This is a genomic window from Aggregicoccus sp. 17bor-14, from assembly GCF_009659535.1.
Taxonomy (GTDB): Bacteria; Myxococcota; Myxococcia; order Myxococcales; family Myxococcaceae; genus Aggregicoccus.
In genome coordinates, this window is the sequence record NZ_VJZZ01000017.1 from 128,450 (window position 1) to 144,623 (window position 16,174).

Genomic DNA, 16,174 nt, shown 5'->3' on the forward strand with positions numbered 1-16,174 from the left:
GCACAGCGCTTGCCAGCCAACGCTTCCGTGGAGACCTTTTCGCCCTTCGTGGCACCGGGAGGCGCAGGCATGGGAGGGCGGAGCGTGCGGGTGGGCGGGGGCGTTCTCCTGCTCTGCGTGCTGGCGGCATGTGGGCCGGGGGCTGAGCCCGGCGCTCCCGCCGACGGAACCACCTCCGAGGCGCCGGCCGCCTCGAGCCCCCCCGCCTCCGCGCCCGGGCGCACCCTGTGGGCCCAGCAGCGCGCGCCGGAGGCCGGAGCGCACCAGGGCACGAGCAGCGTGGACGCGGTGGGCACGGACGCCTCGGGCTCGCTGCACGTGCTCGGCTCCACGAGCACCTTCGCCGGCGCCGAGATGAGCGCGCAGCTGGTGCTCGAGCGGCTGGGGCCGCAGGGCGAGCGCCTCTCGCGCCGCGCCTTCGCCGTGCAGCCGGAGCAGCCGGGCGGGCTCGCCTCGCACTGGACGCACCTCGCCGTGTCCCCGGCCGGAGACCGCTTCCTCGCCACCGAGGTGCAGGGGCGGCTGGACCTGGGCGGCGGCGCGCTCACGGGCGCCGCGCTCGCGCGCCTCGGGCCAGACGGGGCGCACGCGTGGAGCCGCGCGCTGCCCGCCGGGGTGCGGCTGCGCGCTCTCGTGCTCCTGCCCGGGGCCGAGGCCCTGGTGGTGCTGGGGCAGCTGGAGGAGGGGAGCGCGGACTTCGGCGGCGGCGTGGTGCTGCGCGAGCCCGGGCCCTTCCTCGCGCGCTTTCGCGCGGAGGACGGCGCGCTGGAGTGGCTGCACGCCGTGCCCGCACAACCCGGCACGGCCGCGCAGGCGCTCGCCCCGGTGAGCCTGCAGCTGCTCGCGCTCGCGGTGGACGCCACCGGCGAGCTCGCGGCGGTGGGCCAGCGCCTCACGCGGCTCTTCCCCGAGGACCCCGAGCGCGAGGACGCCGTCGCGAGCCCGGTGCTGGTGCGCCTCTCTCCGGAGGGCGCCGAGCGCTGGCGCCGAGACCTCGGCCCCGACGCGCAGGGCAGCCTGCAGGCGGTGGCCTTCTGGGAGGGCAGCGTGGTGGCGGAGGGCAGCCTCACGGGCAGTGTGCGGTGGGCGGGACAGGCGCTGCCGCTGAAGGACGCGGAGGCGGTGGTGGTGCGCGTGCGGGCGGACGGGCAGCAGGAGAAGCTCGTGGGTCACTACCCCGGCGCGCAGCTGGACTCCCTCGCCGCGCGGGAGGGCACGCTCTTGCTCGGCGGGCTCGCGCCGGCGGGCACGGACTTCGGCACGGGGCCGGTCGGGCCCGGGCTCGAGGGCAACCACCCGGTGGTGGTGGCGCTGGGGCCCGGGGGCGCACCGCGCTTCGCGCACCTCTTTCCCACCGAGGACCCCGCGCGCTTCTGGCAGGGCATCCGCGCGCTCACGGTGCTCGCGGACGGCAGCGCGCTGGTGGGCGGCCAGTTCGAGCGGCGCACGGACTTCGGCACCGGCATGCTCACGCCGGTGTTCTGGGACGGCTTCCTCGTGCGGCTCGCGCCCTGAGAGGCCACGTCACGTCGGTGTGACCCCGCAGGCGCCGGGCGCGCGGTACGCTCGGGGCCCGCGATGTCCGCCGCCGTCCGCCACTACGCCCTCGTCACGCTCGCCTACTGGGCCTTCACGCTCACCGACGGCGCGCTGCGCATGCTGGTGCTGCTGCACTTCCACGCGCGCGGCTACGGCGCCGTGCAGCTCGCCTTCCTCTTCGTCCTCTACGAGCTGTGCGGCGTGGTGACGAACCTGCTGGGCGGCTGGATTGCCGCGCGCACGGGGCTCAAGGTGACGCTCAGCGCGGGGCTCGCGCTGCAGGCGGTGGCGCTGGGACTGCTCTCGCTCGTGGGCGCGGGGTGGGCGGTGGGGCTCTCGGTCGCGTACGTGATGGGCACGCAGGCGCTCAGCGGCGTGGCGAAGGACCTGACGAAGATGAGCGCCAAGAGCTCTCTCAAGGTGCTCGTGCCCCCGGACGCAGGCGGTGCGCTCTTCAAGTGGGTGGCCCTGCTCACCGGCTCGAAGAACGCGCTCAAGGGGGTGGGCTTCTTCCTCGGCGGCCTCCTGCTCTCGCTGCTCGGCTTCGAGGGCGCGCTGTGGGCGATGGCCGCGGCGCTCGCGGCCGCGTGGCTGATGGTGCAGCTCGCGCTCCCGGGTGAGCTGGGCCGTGCGAAGGTGAAGCCGGCCTTCCGGGGACTGCTGTCCAGGAGCCCCGAGGTGAACGTGCTCTCCGCCGCGCGCTTCTTCCTCTTCGGCGCGCGTGACGTGTGGTTCGTCGTCGGCGTGCCGGTGTTCCTCGCAGAGGCCCTGGGCTGGGGCTTCACCGAGGTGGGCAGCTTCCTCGCGCTCTGGGTGGTGGGCTACGGCGCGGTGCAGTCGCTCGCGCCCGCGCTGCTGCGCGGCTTCACCGGGGGCGGTGCACCCGGGGGCCGCAGTGCGAGGGTGCTCGCGCTGCTGCTCGCGGGAGTGATGGGGGGCGTGGCGCTGTCACTTCGCGCGGGCGCCTCGCCTGGGCTCGTGCTCGGCGTGGGGCTCGGCCTCTTCGGCGTCGTCTTCGCCCTCAACTCCTCCGTGCACAGCTACCTCATCCTCGCGTACTCGGAAGGGGACAAGGTCGCGCTGAACGTGGGCTTCTACTACATGGCCAATGCGGGCGGCCGGCTCGTGGGCACGCTGCTCTCGGGGCTCACCTTCCAGCTGTGGGGCGTGCAGGGCTGCCTCTGGGCGTCGCTCGCGTTCGCGCTCGCCACGGCGGCGCTCTCGCTGCGCCTGCCGCAGGGGCGGGCGCCCGCGCTCGCGCCGGGGCTGGAGGTGGAGGCGGGCGGCGACTGAGGGCCAGGCGCCGTGGCGCAGGAGTCTGCGTCCCGCGCGCCTAGAGCTTCTCCAGCATCCCGGGGAAGGGGTTCTCGCCGGACTCGAGCGGGTACACCGCGACCTTCCCGCCCACGCGCACCATGCGCTTCTTCTGCTCGGGGAAGTCGGCGACTTCGGACGCGTGCCGCTCGCCGCCCGCGAGGTACACGAGCTCCTCGGAGAAGGGGTTGCGCAGCACGTGCGCCACCGAGGGCGTGGGAAAGCCCATGAAGTCTCCGGGGCCGACCTCGTGCTCCTGGCCATCCACCACCGCGACGCCGCGGCCCGAGAGGATGTAGAGCCACTCCTCCTCGGTCTGGTGCGAGTGGTACGCGAAGGCCTCGTGGCCCGGCGCGATGCGCAGCAGGTGCACCCCGATGCGCTGCAGCCCCGTCGCATCCGAGAGCGAGGTGCCGCTCACCTTCGAGCGCGTGCCGTAGGGATGGCTGAAGCTCTCCTCCGGCCCGCGGTCCTTTACGTGCAGCACGTGGGGCTTCTTCGTCGCTTCGGACATGCGGCGCTCCCTCCGTCTGGGTGACGGGCAGGAGTCTATGCGGAGGGCAGGGGTGTGAGGACCTCGAAGCCCTCGCGCGTGACGAGCACCGTGTGCTCGAACTGCGCGGAGAGGCTCCCGTCCGCCGTCACCACCGTCCAGCCGTCCGGCAGGAGCCGTATCTCCGGGCGGCCCAGGTTCACCATCGGCTCCACCGTGAGCACCATGCCGGCCTTGAGCACGAGCCCCGTGCCCCGCGTGCCCACGTGCGAGACGTGCGGCGGCCCGTGCATCGCGCGGCCGATGCCGTGGCCGCCGTACTCGCGCACCACGCTGCAGCCCTCGGCGCGCGCGAGCGCCTCGATCGCCGCGCCGATGTCCCCGAGCCGCGCGCCGTGGCGGATGACCGAGATGCCCGCGTCCCGGCAGCGGCGCGCCACGTCCACCACGTGGCGCGCGTCCGCGCTCGCCTCGCCGATGAGGAAGGTGGCCGAAGTGTCGCCGTGGAAGCCCTCGAGGCAGGTGGTGACGTCCACGTTCACCAGGTCTCCGGGCTTGAGGCGCTCGTCCTCGCGCGGGACGCCGTGGCAGACGACCTGGTTGCGGCTGGTACACACCGCCGCGGGAAAGCCGTGGTAGCCGAGCTGGCTCGGGGTGCCGCCGCGCGCCGCCGTGTCCGCGCGCACCCAGCGGTCGATGTCCGCCGTGCTCACGCCCAGAGCGAGCCGCGCGGCGACGTGCGCGAGGGTGCCCGAGGCCGCGCGGCCTGCCTCGCGCAGGCGCTCGACGGCGTCACCGTTGAAGAGAGGGATGCCCATGGGCGGGCAAGCTGCCAGGCGGGGCTTCCGAGGGTCCAATGCTCGTTCGGCATCGCGCGGGGAGGGGACGCGTGCGGTAGACTCGCCGGCACCGTGAGCCTCACGCACATCCAGTCCTTCGTCGCCGTGGCCGAGGAGGGCCACGTGGGGCGCGCCGCCCGCCGGCTGCACCTCACCCAGCCGCCGCTCAGCCGGCACATCCTCGCGCTCGAGGACGAACTGGGCGCGCGCCTCTTCGAGCGCACCCCGCGCGGCATGCGCCTGCTGCCCGCAGGTGAGCGCTTCCTCGCCCACGCAAAGCGCATCCTCGAGCAAGTGGATGTCGCGGTGCGGGAAGTGAAGGTCGCAGGGACGCCGTCCGGCAACGGAGGCGCGTGAGCGGCTTTGCTCGTCACGGCTTGTCCGCAGGATCGTCGACAGTAATACGAGCAGTACCGCTGCCCAGGACGATCGCTCGTAGCTCGAAGTGCACGTCCTTCAGCAGCATGACGGCCTCGCGCCCATCCCATGAGGGCAAGAGAAGATGGTCGAAGGGTGAAGCGCGCTGATACCAGCGCCTATCCCAGCTGACGAACTCGTCGAGCAGCACTCCGCTCGCTGTCACTTCGAGTCCCGGATGGCCTTCACCAGGAGCGAAGCAGTGTCCGGCGCTTCCAAACCCAGGACTACTCGCCGGGCGCCAGGCACATGCTCGATCCATCCGGGAGGCACACGTTGTTGGGCCCGTCGTCGATCACCCACCCGGAGTTGCAGCAGTAGCCGCTCGGGCACTCGGCGGGCGAAGTACAGGGGTACATGCATGTCGAGACCGGCCCCATGATGGAGCCGTACGAGATGCACTCCTGGCCAGTCGGGCATGGACCACAAGCGTCCTCAGTCTTGCGGTGGGCGCACGCTCCAACGAGCAGCGCGGCGGTGAACATCGAAAGGATCGCCTGCCCGTAGGTCAGCATCAGAATGGCCTCGGTCTTGGGGCGTACCTGCGGCGGGCCTCTGCCTCATCGTTCCTCTCCCGCGGTGGGTGCTTCGCGGGAGCAACATGGCGCGGTGGAATGCTGGGAATCATCACGGTCCCATCATGGATGGCCGTACCCATGTCTCCGGTCCGTACCAGCCTCATCCCTCACCCCGACCCTCTCCCAGGGGGAGAGGGGACGGCTTCGCTCCCTTCGTTCAGCGTGAGCTCGAAGTGAGGAGGGCGTCTACGGCGCGTACGAACGCGTGCGCAGCTTCGCGCGCAGCAGCACCGCGAGCGCGCCGAGCGCGACCCACGGCAGCACGTGGAAGCCGAGCAGGTGGCTCACCGTGCCCACGGGACACGAGAGGTGCAGGCCGAGCAGCCCCGCGGCCGCGGCACTCAGCGTCGCGAGCAGCGTGCGCAGCGGCCGCGCGGGCAGCGCGGTGAGCAGCCACAGCGTCGCGGCGAAGGGCAGGAGCGAGAGCAGCACCTCCGCGCCCATGCAGCCCACGCCGGCCACCGCGAAGGGCCGCGAGTCCGCGCTCCCGCTTCCCCCGAGCACCACGCCCGCGCCGGCCGCGAGCGCGAGCACCAGCCCCGCCCCCAGTGCGAAGCGCCGCGACGGCGCGAAGGCGAGCAGCGGCCCCGCAGACAGCAGCGCGAGCAGCACCAGCCCCACTGCCCACAGCGCGGAGGTGGCTGTGGGATGCCCGTGCGTGCTCAGGCGCTGGGTGAGCAGCATCACCGCGCTGCCCACCCCCACCGCGAGGTTCAACGCCACGAGCCCCAGCGCGCTCCACCACCAGCGCCGCGCGCGTGGCCGCGTGCGCAGCTCCTCGCGGGCGAGCGCATGGGCGCGCTTGAGCGCCTCACTGCGCGGAGGCGGAGGCGGCAGGGGCGCGCTCATCGCATCTCCTCCCAGACGCCGCCCAGCAGCTCGCGCAGCCGCTCGTAGCCGCGGTGTGCGCGAACCTTCACCGCGCCCTCGGTGGTGCCCAGAATCTCGGCGATCTCCGCCAGCGGCAGCTCCTCGAAGCGGTGCATCACCACCACGGTGCGCCAGCTCTCCGGCAGCTGCGCGAGCGCCTTCTGTACCGCGGCCTGCAGGGGCGCGTCCTGCACCGGCGCCTCCTCGGCCGCCAGCTCCTGTGGCAGCTCGCCGCTCGCCGTAAGCCGCTCGTGGCCGCGGCGCAGGTGGTCTCGCGCGGCGTTCGTCGCGATGGCGTAGAGCCAGGGCCGGAAGCGCGAGCCCGGGCGGAAGCGCCCGCGCGCGCGCACCAGCGAGAGGAAGGTGGCCTGGGTGAGGTCCTCCACCAGCGCCCGGTCGCCGAGCAGCCGCCAGAGGTAGCCGTGCAGGGGGGCTGCGTAGCGCTCGAAGAGCACGTCGAATGCTGCCGCATCTCCGTCGATAAAGCGCTGCATCAGCCCTTCGTCCGAGTCGTCCCGTTGCACCGTCGTACCTCAGTACGCCCTTCAGGCCAGCGCGGTTACGCACCCCGTCAGAGCACGGCTCCGCCCGGGCCGCCAGCGCTCCGGCCCTGCACGCAGGGGCAGGTGTCGCACCCGCAGGCTCTGGTTGAACATCCGGCCCGCAGAGGGGAGGATCCCGCGCCGTGCCCACCAAGCTCGCCGTCGCCGCTGCCCAGTTCCTCGCCGACCCGCAGGGGTTTCGCAGGCAGTGGACCGTGCCCGCGCTGCTCTGGGAGACGGCGGACGCCGCGGGCCCGGGCGAGGAGCTCACCTGGAGCACCCACGCCGGCGGCCTGCCCCAGCGCCCGGAGGTGGGCGACCCGCTCCTCCTCGAGGTGCAGAAGGGCAAGAGCGCGCTCAACGCGCTGGGCTTCGGCATCACGGTGGGGCGCACCGCGAACAACGACGTGGTCCTCTACGACGCCACCGTGAGCCGCTTCCACGCCGTGCTGAGCAAGGACGAGCGCACCGGCGGCTGGCGCGTGGAGGACGCGGAGAGCCAGAACGGCACCTTCGTGCGCGAGGTGCGCCTCGCCCCGCGCACCACCACCCCGCTCGAGGACGGCACGCCCCTGCGCTTCGGCGCGGTGAGCCTGCTCTTCCTCACCCCTGAGGGGCTCGTCAGGCACCTCGAGCGCAAGCTCAAGCGCTAGGGGGCAGCCCGCCGGGCCCCGTGTGTCAGCCGCCGGGCGTCACGCCCGGGCCGCTGGCGCCGGGCATCGGGCGTGCGCGCTATAGGGACTGTCAGGCGCTGCTCCCCATGCGCCCGGAGTGTCCCCATGAGACGCCTCTGTGCCCGGCTGCTGCCGCTGTGCGGCCTCGCCCTCCTCGCGGTACCGATGCAGGCCGCCGCGCGCCAGCGGGCCCCTCCGCCGGCTCCTGCGGCTGCGCCCCTCTCCTCCTCCGCTTCCGCCCCCAAGCCGCCGCCGCTGTGGGGCGCGCTCGTGCCCGGGCGCTACGGAGTGGGCTTCCGCTCGCTCGCGCTGCGCGACCCCGCGCGCCCGCTGCCCGGGGGCGCCGGCGCGCGCCCGCTCCAGGTAGGCCTCTGGTACCCCACGGCGCTGCCCGCGCACGGCGGGCGCGCGCTGCACTACGGCGACCTCGTGGGCTTGAGCGGGCGAGAGCAGCACCCGGAGAAGGCGGACGCGGCCGCCGAGCGCAAGGCGCTCGCGGCCTACCGCACGCTGCTCACGAGTAACGGCATCCCGGCCTCCGCCGCGGCCACCTGGATGAACGCGCCGCTCGCGGGCCGGCGCGATGCCCCCGTGGCCCCGGGGCGCTTTCCCCTCGTGCTGGTGGCGCAGGGCAACTTCCAGTCCGCGCAGGACCAGGTGGTGCTGTGCGAGTACCTCGCGAGCCACGGCTACCTCGTGGCGACGACGCCCTCGCCCATGCGCCTCACCGGGCCCATGAAGAGCGACGCCGAGGTGCTGCCCGCCGCGAAGGCGCAGGCCGCGGACCTCGCCTTCGCGCTCTCGGCGCTGCGCGCGGGTGCGGCGCCCGTGGACCCGGAGGCGGGCGTCGCACTCGTGGGCCACAGCTTCGGCGCGCGCGCGGCCTTCCTCCTCGCGCTGCGCGAGGACCTGCACCCGGCGGCGCTGGTGAGCCTGGATGGCGGCATCGCGAACGCGAGCGGGAAGGACTGGCTGAGGGGGCTCGAGGGCTTCCAGCCCGCGCGCTTCAGCGTCCCCGTGCTGCACCTGTACCAGCAGGGCGACGAGGTGGTGCAGCCGGACTTCACCCTGCTGCGCTCGCTCGTGGGCAGCGAGCGCACGCTCGCGCGCGTGGGAGGGATGCGCCACATGGACTTCGGCAGCGTGGGCGCGGCGTCGGGCGTGGTGCCGGCGCTCGGGGCCGGAGGGAAGGGGCAGGGGGCGCGGGGCTATGCGGCCTCGGTGCAGCTCTCCCTGCGCTTCCTCGATGCGGCGCTCCACCGCGGGCCGGAGGCGGCGGAGGAACTGAAGAAGGCGCTGAAGGACCCCGCGCTGACGAAGGTGGAGCGATGGCCGGTGGGCTCTCGCAGCGATGGGGCCGATGGAGGGAGTGGGGCGCAGTAGGGTCGCGTCCATCCCGCACCCCGTCCCTCTCCCAAGGGGAGAGGGGGCTTTCACGCGGCTTCGTCCGCCGCCGCTCCTCTTCTCAGTGGGCGACCTGGGTCGCTGCGGGCGGGTTGGACGAAGGTGCAGAGGCGGCGCGTGTCTCGGAGTGACCGAGGCAGGCGCCTGCGATGGCCGCTGCGAGCAGCGAAGCGGGCAACACCCAGAGCGCAGGGGGGAGCAACGGTGGAGACGTGGACGTCATCGTGACCTCCTGAGCGCGGACACACACGCGCGCGGCGAAAAGGTTGGGGACGGCGCGCACATCCGCCCACTGTCTTCTCGCGCGCCTGCACTGTCGTGCGATGCACGGGCAGAGCAGGCAGGCACGTCGTTCAGCCCATGCCGCGCAGCGCCCCGCGCCCGAAGACGCGGTAGAGCAGCAGCAGGCAGGGCAGGGTGACGAGCACCGCCGCGAGCAGCACCCACAGCAGCGCGCGCTGCGTGGCCTCGCCCGCGGCCGCCTCCTGCAGCGTGAGCGCGCCCTCCACGAGGTACGGATGCTGCGAGGCCGCCCACCCCACCACGATGAGCGCGCCCTGCGCCGCTGCGGCCGCGCGCGCCGCGTGGAAGCGCCGCCGCAGCAGCAGCCCGAACGCCGCGAGCGCCGCCACCGCCGTCGCCGCGTGCAGCGCGAGCGCGAAGGGCGCGTGCACCAGCCCCGCCCACAGCCGCGGCGCCCCGGTGCGCGCGAGCAGCAGCACGGCGAAGGCAGCGACGAACAGCGCGGCCCCGCTCGCGAGCGCGCGCCGTCGGAAGTCCTCCGCGAGCGCCGGCTCCTCCGCCTCCGCGCTCAGGTACACCGCGGCGAGGAAGGCGAAGAGCGCGAGCGCGAGCGCGCCGGTGGCGAGCGCGAAGGGGCTCGTCCACGCGGCGAAGAAGCCGCTCACCACGATTCCCTCGCGCAGCCGGATGCCTCCCGAGGCCACCGCCCCCACGCACATGCCCAGCAGCGCGGGCGCAATCACGCTCGCCGTGCTGAACATCCGTCCCCAGCGCCGCTGCACCGCGTCCCCGCGCGCGTCGTAGGCGCGGAAGGTGAAGGCGCTGCCGCGCAGCACGATGCCAATCAAGAGCAGCGTGAGCGGCACGTGCAGCGCCACCGAGAGCGCGGCGAAGGCGCGCGGGAACGCACTGAAGAGCAGCACCACGCCGGCGATGAGCCACACGTGGTTGACCTCCCACACCGGCCCGATGGCCCGCGCGATGAGCGCGCGCTGTGCCTCCTTGCGAGGGCCGCTGGCGAGCAGGTCCCACACCCCGCCGCCGAAGTCCGCGCCGCCCAGCAGCGCGTAGAGGACGAAGGCGGTGAGCATCGCGAGCGCGAGCAGCGTCTCAGTGCTGGGCAAGGGGCACCTCGCTTCCGGGCAGCGTGCTGCGCACCTGGCGCCCGAGCAGGAAGAGCACCGTGGCGCCGAGGAACAGGTACACGAAGGTGAAGAGCCAGAAGGGCGCGGCGAGGTAGGGCACCGGCGTCACCGCGTCCACCGTGCGCAGGGCCCCGCGCACCACCCAGGGCTGGCGGCCCCACTCCGTCACCAGCCACCCGGCCTCCAGCGCCACGAGCCCCAGCGGCCCCGCCCACGTCCACGCGCGCAGCCACCCGCGCCCCTCGGGCCAGGCCTTCTTGCGCCAGCGCCGCCACAGGCTCGCCGCCGCGAGCAGCGCCATCAGCGAGCCCGTGCCCACCATCACCTGGAAGCTCAGGTGCACCTTCGCCACCCGCGGCCACTCGTCGCGCGGGAAGGCGTCGAGGCCCTTCACCTCCGCATCCGGGTCCTCGAAGGCGAGGATGGACAGCCCGCGCGGCACCTCCAGCGCCCAGCGCGTGGTGCCCGCCGCCTCGTCCGGCACGCCACCCAGGCGCAGGGGCGCGCCGCGCTCCGTCTCGAACTGTCCCTCCAACGCCGCGAGCTTCACCGGCTGGTGGCGCGCGACGTGCTTCGCCGAGAGGTCTCCGACCACCGGCTGCAAGAGCGCCGTCACGCACGCGAGCGGCAGCGCCACGCGCAGGGCCTTGCGGTGGAAGGCCTCGCCCGGGTGCCGCGCGAGCGCCCACGCGTGGATGCCCGCCATGGCGAAGGCGCTCGCCTGGTAGCAGCTGAGCAGCACGTGCGCCGTCTGCGTGGGCCAGGAGGGGCTGAACATCGCCTGCAGCGGCGCCACCGAGAGGAGCCGCCCGTCCGCGCCGAGGACGATGCCCGCCGGGTTGTTCATGAAGGCGTTCACCAGCGTGACGAAGAAGGCGCTCGAGGCGCCCGAGAGCGCCACCATGACGCCGCTGAAGAGGTGCAGGTTCGCGCTCACCCGCTCGCGGCCGTACAGGTAGATGCCGAGGAACAGCGCCTCCACGAAGAAGGCCACGCCCTCCAGGCTGAACGCGAGGCCGATCGCCTCGCCGTAGCGCCCCATGAACTGCGGCCACAAGAGCCCCAGCTCGAAGGAGAGCACCGTGCCGCTCACCGCCCCCACCGCGAAGAGGATGGCGGTGCCCTTCGCGAGCTGCGCCGAGAGCCGGCGGTAGTCCGCGTCCCCCGTGCGCCGGTAGGCGAGGTCGCTGAGCACCATCAAGAGCGGCAGCGCGACTCCCGCCGCCGCGAACACGATGTGGAAGCCCAGCGAGAGGCCCATCTGCGCGCGGGCGTAGAGGAGGTCGGTCATGCCCTCGGGATAACTAATGGCCAGTGGATGCGCAATTAGCTGCGCTGAAATGACGCAGGGGCCGTGAAGAGGTCCTGCTGCATGCCATCGCCGGGGCCGAGGAGGCAGGCGAGGCGCGCGCCCTCGAGCCGCAGCAGCTGGCGCTTCGTGGGCAGGCCGCCGCCGAAGCCCGTGAGGCTGCCGTCGCTGCCCACCACGCGGTGGCAGGGCACCACGATGGGCAGCGGGTTGCGCCCATTCGCGAGCCCCACCGCGCGGCTGGCGCCCGGCTTGCCCAGGCGCCGCGCGAGCTCGCCGTAGCTCACCGTCTCGCCGTACGGAATGGTGCACAGCGCCGCCCACACGCTCTTCTGGAAGGCGGTGCCCTCGGGGGCGAGCGGGAGGGTGAACGCGCGCAGGCGTCCCTCGAAGTAGGCCTCCAGCTGGCGCAGCGCCTCGCTGAAGCGCGCGCGCTCCTCGCGCCACTGCGGCTCGGGCTCCTGCGCGTGGCGCCCCGCGGGGAACTGGATGTGGCTCAGGCCGGCCTCGTCCGCCGCGAGCAGCAGCCGGCCGATGGGCGAGTCCGTGAAGGTGAAGACGGTCATGCGAGGCTCCAGAGCAGGAGGGCAGCGTAGCCGCGCCAGGGACGCCAGCGCTCGGCGCGCTCGCGCAGGGCCCGGGCAGTGAGTGGGGACGCGCCACCGGCCACGCGGCGCAGCACGAGGTCTCCCTCGGGGAAGGCATCCGGCTCGCCCAGCCCGCGCAAGAGCGCGTAGGCGGCCGTCCACGGGCCGATGCCCGGCAGCCGCTCGAGCCGCACCTGCAGCTCCTCCGCCGGCGCATCGAGCGCGAGCGCTCCGCGCGCCACGGCCTGCGCCAGTTGCACCAGCGCCTCGCCCCGTGCGCGCGGCAGCGGGAGCGAGGCGGGGGAGACCTGCGCGAGGGCCTCGGGGGTGGGAAAGAGGTGGGTGAGGCCGCCGGGCCCGGGGCAGGGCTCGCCGTAGGCGCTCGCGAGGCGGCCTGCGTGCGTGCGCGCCGCGGCCACGCTCACCTGCTGCCCGAGCACCGCGCGCACCAGCAGCTCGAAGAGGTCGAAGGCGCCCGGGATGCGCAGGCCGGGGCGGCGCGCGAGCGCGGGGGCGAGCAGGGGGTCTGCGCCCAGCGCGTCGCGCACCACCGCCGGGTCCAGGCCGAGGTCGAACTGCTGGCGCACGCGCGCCGTCACCTCGTAGAGCACCGTCGCGTCCGGGTGGCGCACGGTGAGCTCCAGGCTGCCGGCCTCGGGCAGGTGGCGAACCTGGAACCAGCCCCCGCGGCCGCCCACGCGGATGGTGCGCCGGTACACGCCCGCGTCCACCGTCTCCACGCCGGGCAGCGCGCGCCGGGCGAGGAAGGCGAGCAGCCCCTCCCAGTCGTAGGGCGGGCGGTAGGCGAGGCGCAGGCAGTAGGTGTCCGGCTCCGCGCTCGCGCGCTGCCGGCTGCGCCGCAGCTGCGAGGGGGCGCGCCCGTAGGTCTGCAGGAAGCTCGCGTTGAAGCGGCGCACGCTGCCGTAGCCCGAGGCCGCCGCCACCTGGCCCATGGGGAGCTGCGTCTCGTCCAGCAGCCGCTTCGCGAAGTGCAGCCGCCGCGTCTGCGCGACGCCCACGGGGCTCGCGCCCAGGTGCTCCACGAAGAGCCGGTGCAGGTGGCGCGGCCCCACGCCCACCTTCGCCGCGAGCGCCTCCACGCTGCCCGTGTCCAGCGCGCCCTCGCCGATGAGCCGCAGTGCGCGGCGCACGGTGGCGCTGGTGCCCTCCCAGGCCGGCGTGCCCGGCGCGGCCTCCGGGCGGCAGCGCAGGCAGGGGCGGTAGCCGGCCTCCGCGGCGGCCGCGGCCGTGGGGTAGTAGAGGATGTTCACGCGCCGCGGGCTCACGGCGGGGCACACCGGGCGGCAGTAGATGCCGGTGGTGCGCACGGCGATGTAGAAGCGCCCGTCGAAGCGCGCATCGCGGGCGAGGCGGGCGCGGTCACAGATGGCGGGGTCCAGCTCCATGGGTGCAAGAGTACGCGCCGCGGGGGACAGGGGCTGGCCGTTTTCGGACGCAGACGGGAGGCAGGGGTGGAGAGGCCGGAGCGCAGGAGGCGGTGGCGGCGCTGGGCGCTGGATGCGCTGCTCGTGCTGCTCGCCGTGGTGGCGGTGAGCGCGTGGCAGACGCGGGGCCTGCCCTCCTCGGGCACGCGCGCGCCTGGGTTCACGCTGCGCACGCTGGACGGGGGCACGCTCTCGCTCGCGCAGCTGCGCGGCCGGCCCGTGGTGCTCACCTTCTGGGCGCCCTGGTGCGCGGTCTGCAAGGCCGAGACGCCCAACCTCGCCCGGCTGCAGCGCCTTGCGGGAGAGCGGGCGCACGTCGTCTCGGTCGCCGTGGCCTACCCGGGAGAGGAGGCGGTGCGGCGCTTCGTGCGCGAGCAGGAGGTGCAGGGCGCAGTGGGCCTCGGCGATGACGCGCTGCAGGAGGCCTACGGGGTGAGTGCCCTGCCCACCACGCTCTTCCTCGGGGAGGACGGCCGGGTGCGCCACGCCGCCGTGGGCTACACGACGACGCTGGGGCTGGTGTGGCGGCTGTGGCTCTGACGTGGGCAGAGGTGCGGGCGGGCAGGTGAACGGCTGCGGCCACGCATCGCTGGCATCCGGGGACGCGGGGCGATAGGAGCACGCTCGCGCCCACCGCCATGGACTCCTCCACTCCGATGCCCGCCTCCGCGTCTCCGGCCTCCGCTCCCTCTCCCGCCCGCTCCATCTCCTTCGAGGACACGGGCGTCGCCTTCGCGTCGCAGAGCAACGCGCGCCTGCGCAAGGCGCAGCTCTTCTTCTCCCTGCTCGAGCAGCCGCTGCTCGCGCGCGCGGGCATCGCCACGACGCGGGCGCTCCTGGGCGCGCGCGTGCCGGGGATGAGCACGCTGGTGCGCCACACGGTGTTTGCCCAGTTCTGCGGCGGCGAGAGCATCGAGGAGTGCCACGGCGCGGTGGAGGCGCTCGCGCAGCACGGCGTGCAGAGCATCCTCGACTACAGCGTGGAGGGCGAGAAGAGCGAGCCCGGCTTCGAGGCCACCGCGAAGGAGACGCTCGCCACCATCGAGTGGGCGGCGAAGCACCCGCACATCGCGTTCTCGGTGTTCAAGGTGACGGGGCTCGCGCGCTTCAGCCTGCTGGAGAAGCTGGGCGCGCGCGTGAGCCTCAGCGCCGAGGAGCAGGCCGAGTGGGAGCGCGTGCGCGCGCGCGTGCTGGGGCTGTGCGAGCGCGCCCACGCGCTCGGGGTGCGCATCTTCATCGACGGCGAGGAGACCTGGATCCAGGACGTCATCGACGGGCTCGCCGAGGAGGCGATGGCGCGCTTCAACCGCGAGCGCACCATCGTCTACAACACGTACCAGATGTACCGCACCGCGAGCCTCGGCAACCTGAAGGCCGCGCTCGGGCGGGCGAAGGCCGGCGGCTACTTCTTCGGCGCGAAGCTGGTGCGCGGCGCGTACATGGAGAAGGAGCGCAACCGCGCGAAGGCCTTCGGCTACGCGGACCCCATCCACCCGGACAAGGCCGCGACCGACAAGGCCTACGACGAGGCGATGCTGGTGTGCCTCGATCACCTGGACCGCAGCGCGCTGTGCGCCGGCACGCACAACGAGGCGAGCTGCCGGCTGCTCATCGCGGAGATGGCCCGCCGCCACATCGCGCCGGACGACAAGCGCGTGTACTTCAGCCAGCTGTACGGGATGAGCGACAACATCTCCTTCAACCTCGCGCGCGCCGGCTACCACGTGGCCAAGTACCTGCCCTACGGCCCCGTGCGCAGCGTGCTGCCCTACCTCATCCGCCGCGCCGAGGAGAACAGCGCCATCGCCGGCCAGGGCGGCCGGGAGATCGGCCTCGTGCGCCGCGAGCTGCAGCGCCGCCGGCAGCAGGGCGCGTAGCGTGTCCTCCCTCTCCCTCTGGGAGAGGGGCGGGGTGAGGGACGGATGTCCGAGGAGCGCTACCGCATCCCCGCCGGCCCCCACCGCGTGGAGCAGGAGGTGCTCAAGAGCCGCTTCCTCACCACGCTGGAGCCTGTCGCGAGCGCCGAGGAGGCACGCGCCTTCGTGGAGCGCATCCGCGCGGAGTTTCCCGACGCGCGCCACCACTGCTGGGCCTTCGTGGTGGGACCGCCGGGCTCCACTGCCAACGTGGGGATGAGCGACGACGGCGAGCCCCACGGCACCGCGGGGCGGCCCATGCTCAATGCGCTGCTGCACGGAGGCGTGGGCGACGTGGCCGCGGTGGTGACCCGCTGGTTCGGCGGGACGCTGCTGGGCAAGGGCGGCCTGGTGCGCGCCTACACGCAAGGGGTGCAGCTCGCGCTCGCGGAGCTCCCCACGCGCGAGAAGGTGCGCACGGTGACGCTTCGCTTCGCCTTCGACTACGCGCACGTGGACGGCGTGCGCCGGCTGCTCCCCGCGCACGAGGCGACGCTGGTGGAGGAGGCCTACTCCGAGCGCGTGCAGTACACGCTGCAGCTGCCCGCCTCCGGTGTGGAGGCCCTGGAGCAGGCGCTGCGAGACCTCACGCACGGTGCGGTGCAAGTGCTCGACGGGTAGGGGTGCGCCGCGGCAGTTGGTGGAGGCACACGGGGGCGGCATTCACGTGAAGAGCGCGCTGGGCCAGGGCGCCGAGTTCACCGTGGAGCTCCCACTGTCCCCTCTCCCTCTGGGAGCACCCCTTTAAACCTGTCGACGCGCGACGGGTGAGGGGCAGGCGTGGGAGGGAGCAGCCGGGAGCGTGGCTTGGGCCCGTGCGGGTTGCAAGGGCATGGAGGGTACAAGGCCATGCTCGATG

The 16,174-nt window shown here is 73.9% G+C and carries 18 protein-coding genes; 8 read left to right on the top strand and 10 right to left on the bottom strand.

The window, feature by feature from the left end; genetic code table 11:
- Nucleotides 1-69 precede the first annotated feature (69 nt).
- Nucleotides 70-1,515 (top strand): hypothetical protein, encoded by a 1,446-nt coding sequence (locus FGE12_RS25985; protein ID WP_153869301.1) that lies wholly within the window; start codon nt 70-72, stop codon nt 1,513-1,515.
- 63 nt (nt 1,516-1,578) lie between these two features.
- Nucleotides 1,579-2,832: an organoarsenical effux MFS transporter ArsJ gene (gene arsJ, locus FGE12_RS25990; protein WP_153869302.1), complete on the top strand. Its 1,254-nt coding sequence runs from the start codon at nt 1,579-1,581 to the stop codon at nt 2,830-2,832.
- Nucleotides 2,833-2,872: 40 nt separating this feature from the next.
- On the opposite strand, the gene FGE12_RS25995 is transcribed toward arsJ, so the two are convergent.
- Both FGE12_RS25995 and map read right to left on the bottom strand, forming a co-directional pair.
- A complete protein-coding gene (locus tag FGE12_RS25995) occupies nt 2,873-3,367 on the bottom strand; it encodes a cupin domain-containing protein (protein WP_153869303.1) in 495 nt (164 codons plus the stop codon).
- Between the two features lie 35 nt (nt 3,368-3,402).
- Nucleotides 3,403-4,164, bottom strand: coding sequence for a type I methionyl aminopeptidase (map, locus tag FGE12_RS26000; protein ID WP_153869304.1), 762 nt, complete (start codon nt 4,162-4,164; stop codon nt 3,403-3,405).
- Nucleotides 4,165-4,257: 93 nt separating this feature from the next.
- Here map and FGE12_RS30505 point away from each other — a divergent pair, with 93 nt between their 5' ends.
- Entirely contained in the window at nt 4,258-4,542 is a 285-nt protein-coding gene (locus FGE12_RS30505; protein ID WP_194798287.1) for a LysR family transcriptional regulator, read from the top strand.
- A 13-nt stretch (nt 4,543-4,555) separates the two neighbouring features.
- On the opposite strand, the gene FGE12_RS26010 is transcribed toward FGE12_RS30505, so the two are convergent.
- From FGE12_RS26010 to FGE12_RS26020, 4 genes are all read right to left on the bottom strand, one after another.
- A complete protein-coding gene (locus FGE12_RS26010) occupies nt 4,556-4,753 on the bottom strand; it encodes a hypothetical protein (protein WP_153869305.1) in 198 nt (65 codons plus the stop codon).
- A gap of 76 nt (nt 4,754-4,829) precedes the next feature.
- The gene (locus FGE12_RS30740; protein WP_255449953.1) at nt 4,830-4,961 is read right to left on the bottom strand and encodes a hypothetical protein; all 132 of its coding nucleotides are present in this window, start codon (nt 4,959-4,961) and stop codon (nt 4,830-4,832) included.
- Nucleotides 4,962-5,366: 405 nt separating this feature from the next.
- Nucleotides 5,367-6,029, bottom strand: a complete 663-nt coding sequence (locus FGE12_RS26015; protein WP_153869306.1) for a DUF1109 family protein — start codon at nt 6,027-6,029, stop codon at nt 5,367-5,369.
- Nucleotides 6,026-6,544 carry an RNA polymerase sigma factor gene (locus tag FGE12_RS26020; RefSeq protein ID WP_153869307.1) on the bottom strand — a complete coding sequence of 173 codons (519 nt, stop codon included), beginning with the start codon at nt 6,542-6,544 and terminating at the stop codon, nt 6,026-6,028. The genes FGE12_RS26015 and FGE12_RS26020 overlap by 4 nt, the downstream gene beginning before the upstream one ends.
- Before the next feature lie 191 nt (nt 6,545-6,735).
- Between FGE12_RS26020 and FGE12_RS31080 the strand changes: the two genes are divergently transcribed.
- Nucleotides 6,736-7,245, top strand: coding sequence for an FHA domain-containing protein (locus FGE12_RS31080; protein ID WP_153869308.1), 510 nt, complete (start codon nt 6,736-6,738; stop codon nt 7,243-7,245).
- A 126-nt stretch (nt 7,246-7,371) separates the two neighbouring features.
- On the top strand, nt 7,372-8,649 hold the full coding sequence (locus tag FGE12_RS26030) for a hypothetical protein (protein ID WP_153869309.1): 1,278 nt from the start codon (nt 7,372-7,374) through the stop codon (nt 8,647-8,649).
- 374 nt (nt 8,650-9,023) lie between these two features.
- On the opposite strand, the gene FGE12_RS26035 is transcribed toward FGE12_RS26030, so the two are convergent.
- From FGE12_RS26035 to FGE12_RS26050, 4 genes are read right to left on the bottom strand one after another with little or no spacing between them, the layout of a single operon-like run.
- Complete coding sequence (locus FGE12_RS26035) at nt 9,024-10,037, bottom strand: cytochrome d ubiquinol oxidase subunit II (protein ID WP_194798288.1); 1,014 nt, start codon at nt 10,035-10,037, stop codon at nt 9,024-9,026.
- The gene (locus tag FGE12_RS26040) at nt 10,024-11,349 is read right to left on the bottom strand and encodes a cytochrome ubiquinol oxidase subunit I (protein ID WP_153869310.1); all 1,326 of its coding nucleotides are present in this window, start codon (nt 11,347-11,349) and stop codon (nt 10,024-10,026) included. Before FGE12_RS26040 ends, FGE12_RS26035 begins: the two co-directional genes overlap by 14 nt.
- Nucleotides 11,350-11,384: 35 nt before the next feature.
- On the bottom strand, nt 11,385-11,933 hold the full coding sequence (locus FGE12_RS26045) for a methylated-DNA--[protein]-cysteine S-methyltransferase (protein WP_153869311.1): 549 nt from the start codon (nt 11,931-11,933) through the stop codon (nt 11,385-11,387).
- Nucleotides 11,930-13,360 carry a DNA-3-methyladenine glycosylase 2 gene (locus tag FGE12_RS26050; protein WP_153869312.1) on the bottom strand — a complete coding sequence of 477 codons (1,431 nt, stop codon included), beginning with the start codon at nt 13,358-13,360 and terminating at the stop codon, nt 11,930-11,932. The genes FGE12_RS26045 and FGE12_RS26050 overlap by 4 nt, the downstream gene beginning before the upstream one ends.
- Before the next feature lie 66 nt (nt 13,361-13,426).
- Between FGE12_RS26050 and FGE12_RS26055 the strand changes: the two genes are divergently transcribed.
- The 3 genes from FGE12_RS26055 to FGE12_RS26065 all read left to right on the top strand — a co-directional run bounded on the left by FGE12_RS26055 (nt 13,427) and on the right by FGE12_RS26065 (nt 15,936).
- Nucleotides 13,427-13,939: a TlpA disulfide reductase family protein gene (locus FGE12_RS26055; protein ID WP_370459154.1), complete on the top strand. Its 513-nt coding sequence runs from the start codon at nt 13,427-13,429 to the stop codon at nt 13,937-13,939.
- Nucleotides 13,940-14,055: 116 nt separating this feature from the next.
- Nucleotides 14,056-15,276, top strand: coding sequence for a proline dehydrogenase family protein (locus FGE12_RS26060; protein ID WP_153869330.1), 1,221 nt, complete (start codon nt 14,056-14,058; stop codon nt 15,274-15,276).
- Between the two features lie 45 nt (nt 15,277-15,321).
- A complete protein-coding gene (locus FGE12_RS26065) occupies nt 15,322-15,936 on the top strand; it encodes a YigZ family protein (protein WP_153869313.1) in 615 nt (204 codons plus the stop codon).
- The last annotated feature ends 238 nt before the right edge of the window (nt 15,937-16,174 follow it).

What these genes read in the sequence shown, in the direction of transcription:
- FGE12_RS25985 (WP_153869301.1), top strand. Translation starts at nt 70, where the DNA reads ATGGGAGGGCGGAGCGTGCGGGTGGGCGGGGGCGTTCTCCTGCTCTGC.
- arsJ (WP_153869302.1), top strand. Translation starts at nt 1,579, where the DNA reads ATGTCCGCCGCCGTCCGCCACTACGCCCTCGTCACGCTCGCCTACTGG.
- FGE12_RS25995 (WP_153869303.1), bottom strand. Translation starts at nt 3,367, where the DNA reads ATGTCCGAAGCGACGAAGAAGCCCCACGTGCTGCACGTAAAGGACCGC.
- map (WP_153869304.1), bottom strand. Translation starts at nt 4,164, where the DNA reads ATGGGCATCCCTCTCTTCAACGGTGACGCCGTCGAGCGCCTGCGCGAG.
- FGE12_RS30740 (WP_255449953.1), bottom strand. Translation starts at nt 4,961, where the DNA reads ATGTACCCCTGTACTTCGCCCGCCGAGTGCCCGAGCGGCTACTGCTGC.
- FGE12_RS26015 (WP_153869306.1), bottom strand. Translation starts at nt 6,029, where the DNA reads ATGAGCGCGCCCCTGCCGCCTCCGCCTCCGCGCAGTGAGGCGCTCAAG.
- FGE12_RS26020 (WP_153869307.1), bottom strand. Translation starts at nt 6,544, where the DNA reads ATGCAGCGCTTTATCGACGGAGATGCGGCAGCATTCGACGTGCTCTTC.
- FGE12_RS26030 (WP_153869309.1), top strand. Translation starts at nt 7,372, where the DNA reads ATGAGACGCCTCTGTGCCCGGCTGCTGCCGCTGTGCGGCCTCGCCCTC.
- FGE12_RS26040 (WP_153869310.1), bottom strand. Translation starts at nt 11,349, where the DNA reads ATGACCGACCTCCTCTACGCCCGCGCGCAGATGGGCCTCTCGCTGGGC.
- FGE12_RS26045 (WP_153869311.1), bottom strand. Translation starts at nt 11,933, where the DNA reads ATGACCGTCTTCACCTTCACGGACTCGCCCATCGGCCGGCTGCTGCTC.
- FGE12_RS26050 (WP_153869312.1), bottom strand. Translation starts at nt 13,360, where the DNA reads ATGGAGCTGGACCCCGCCATCTGTGACCGCGCCCGCCTCGCCCGCGAT.
- FGE12_RS26060 (WP_153869330.1), top strand. Translation starts at nt 14,056, where the DNA reads ATGCCCGCCTCCGCGTCTCCGGCCTCCGCTCCCTCTCCCGCCCGCTCC.
- FGE12_RS26065 (WP_153869313.1), top strand. Translation starts at nt 15,322, where the DNA reads ATGTCCGAGGAGCGCTACCGCATCCCCGCCGGCCCCCACCGCGTGGAG.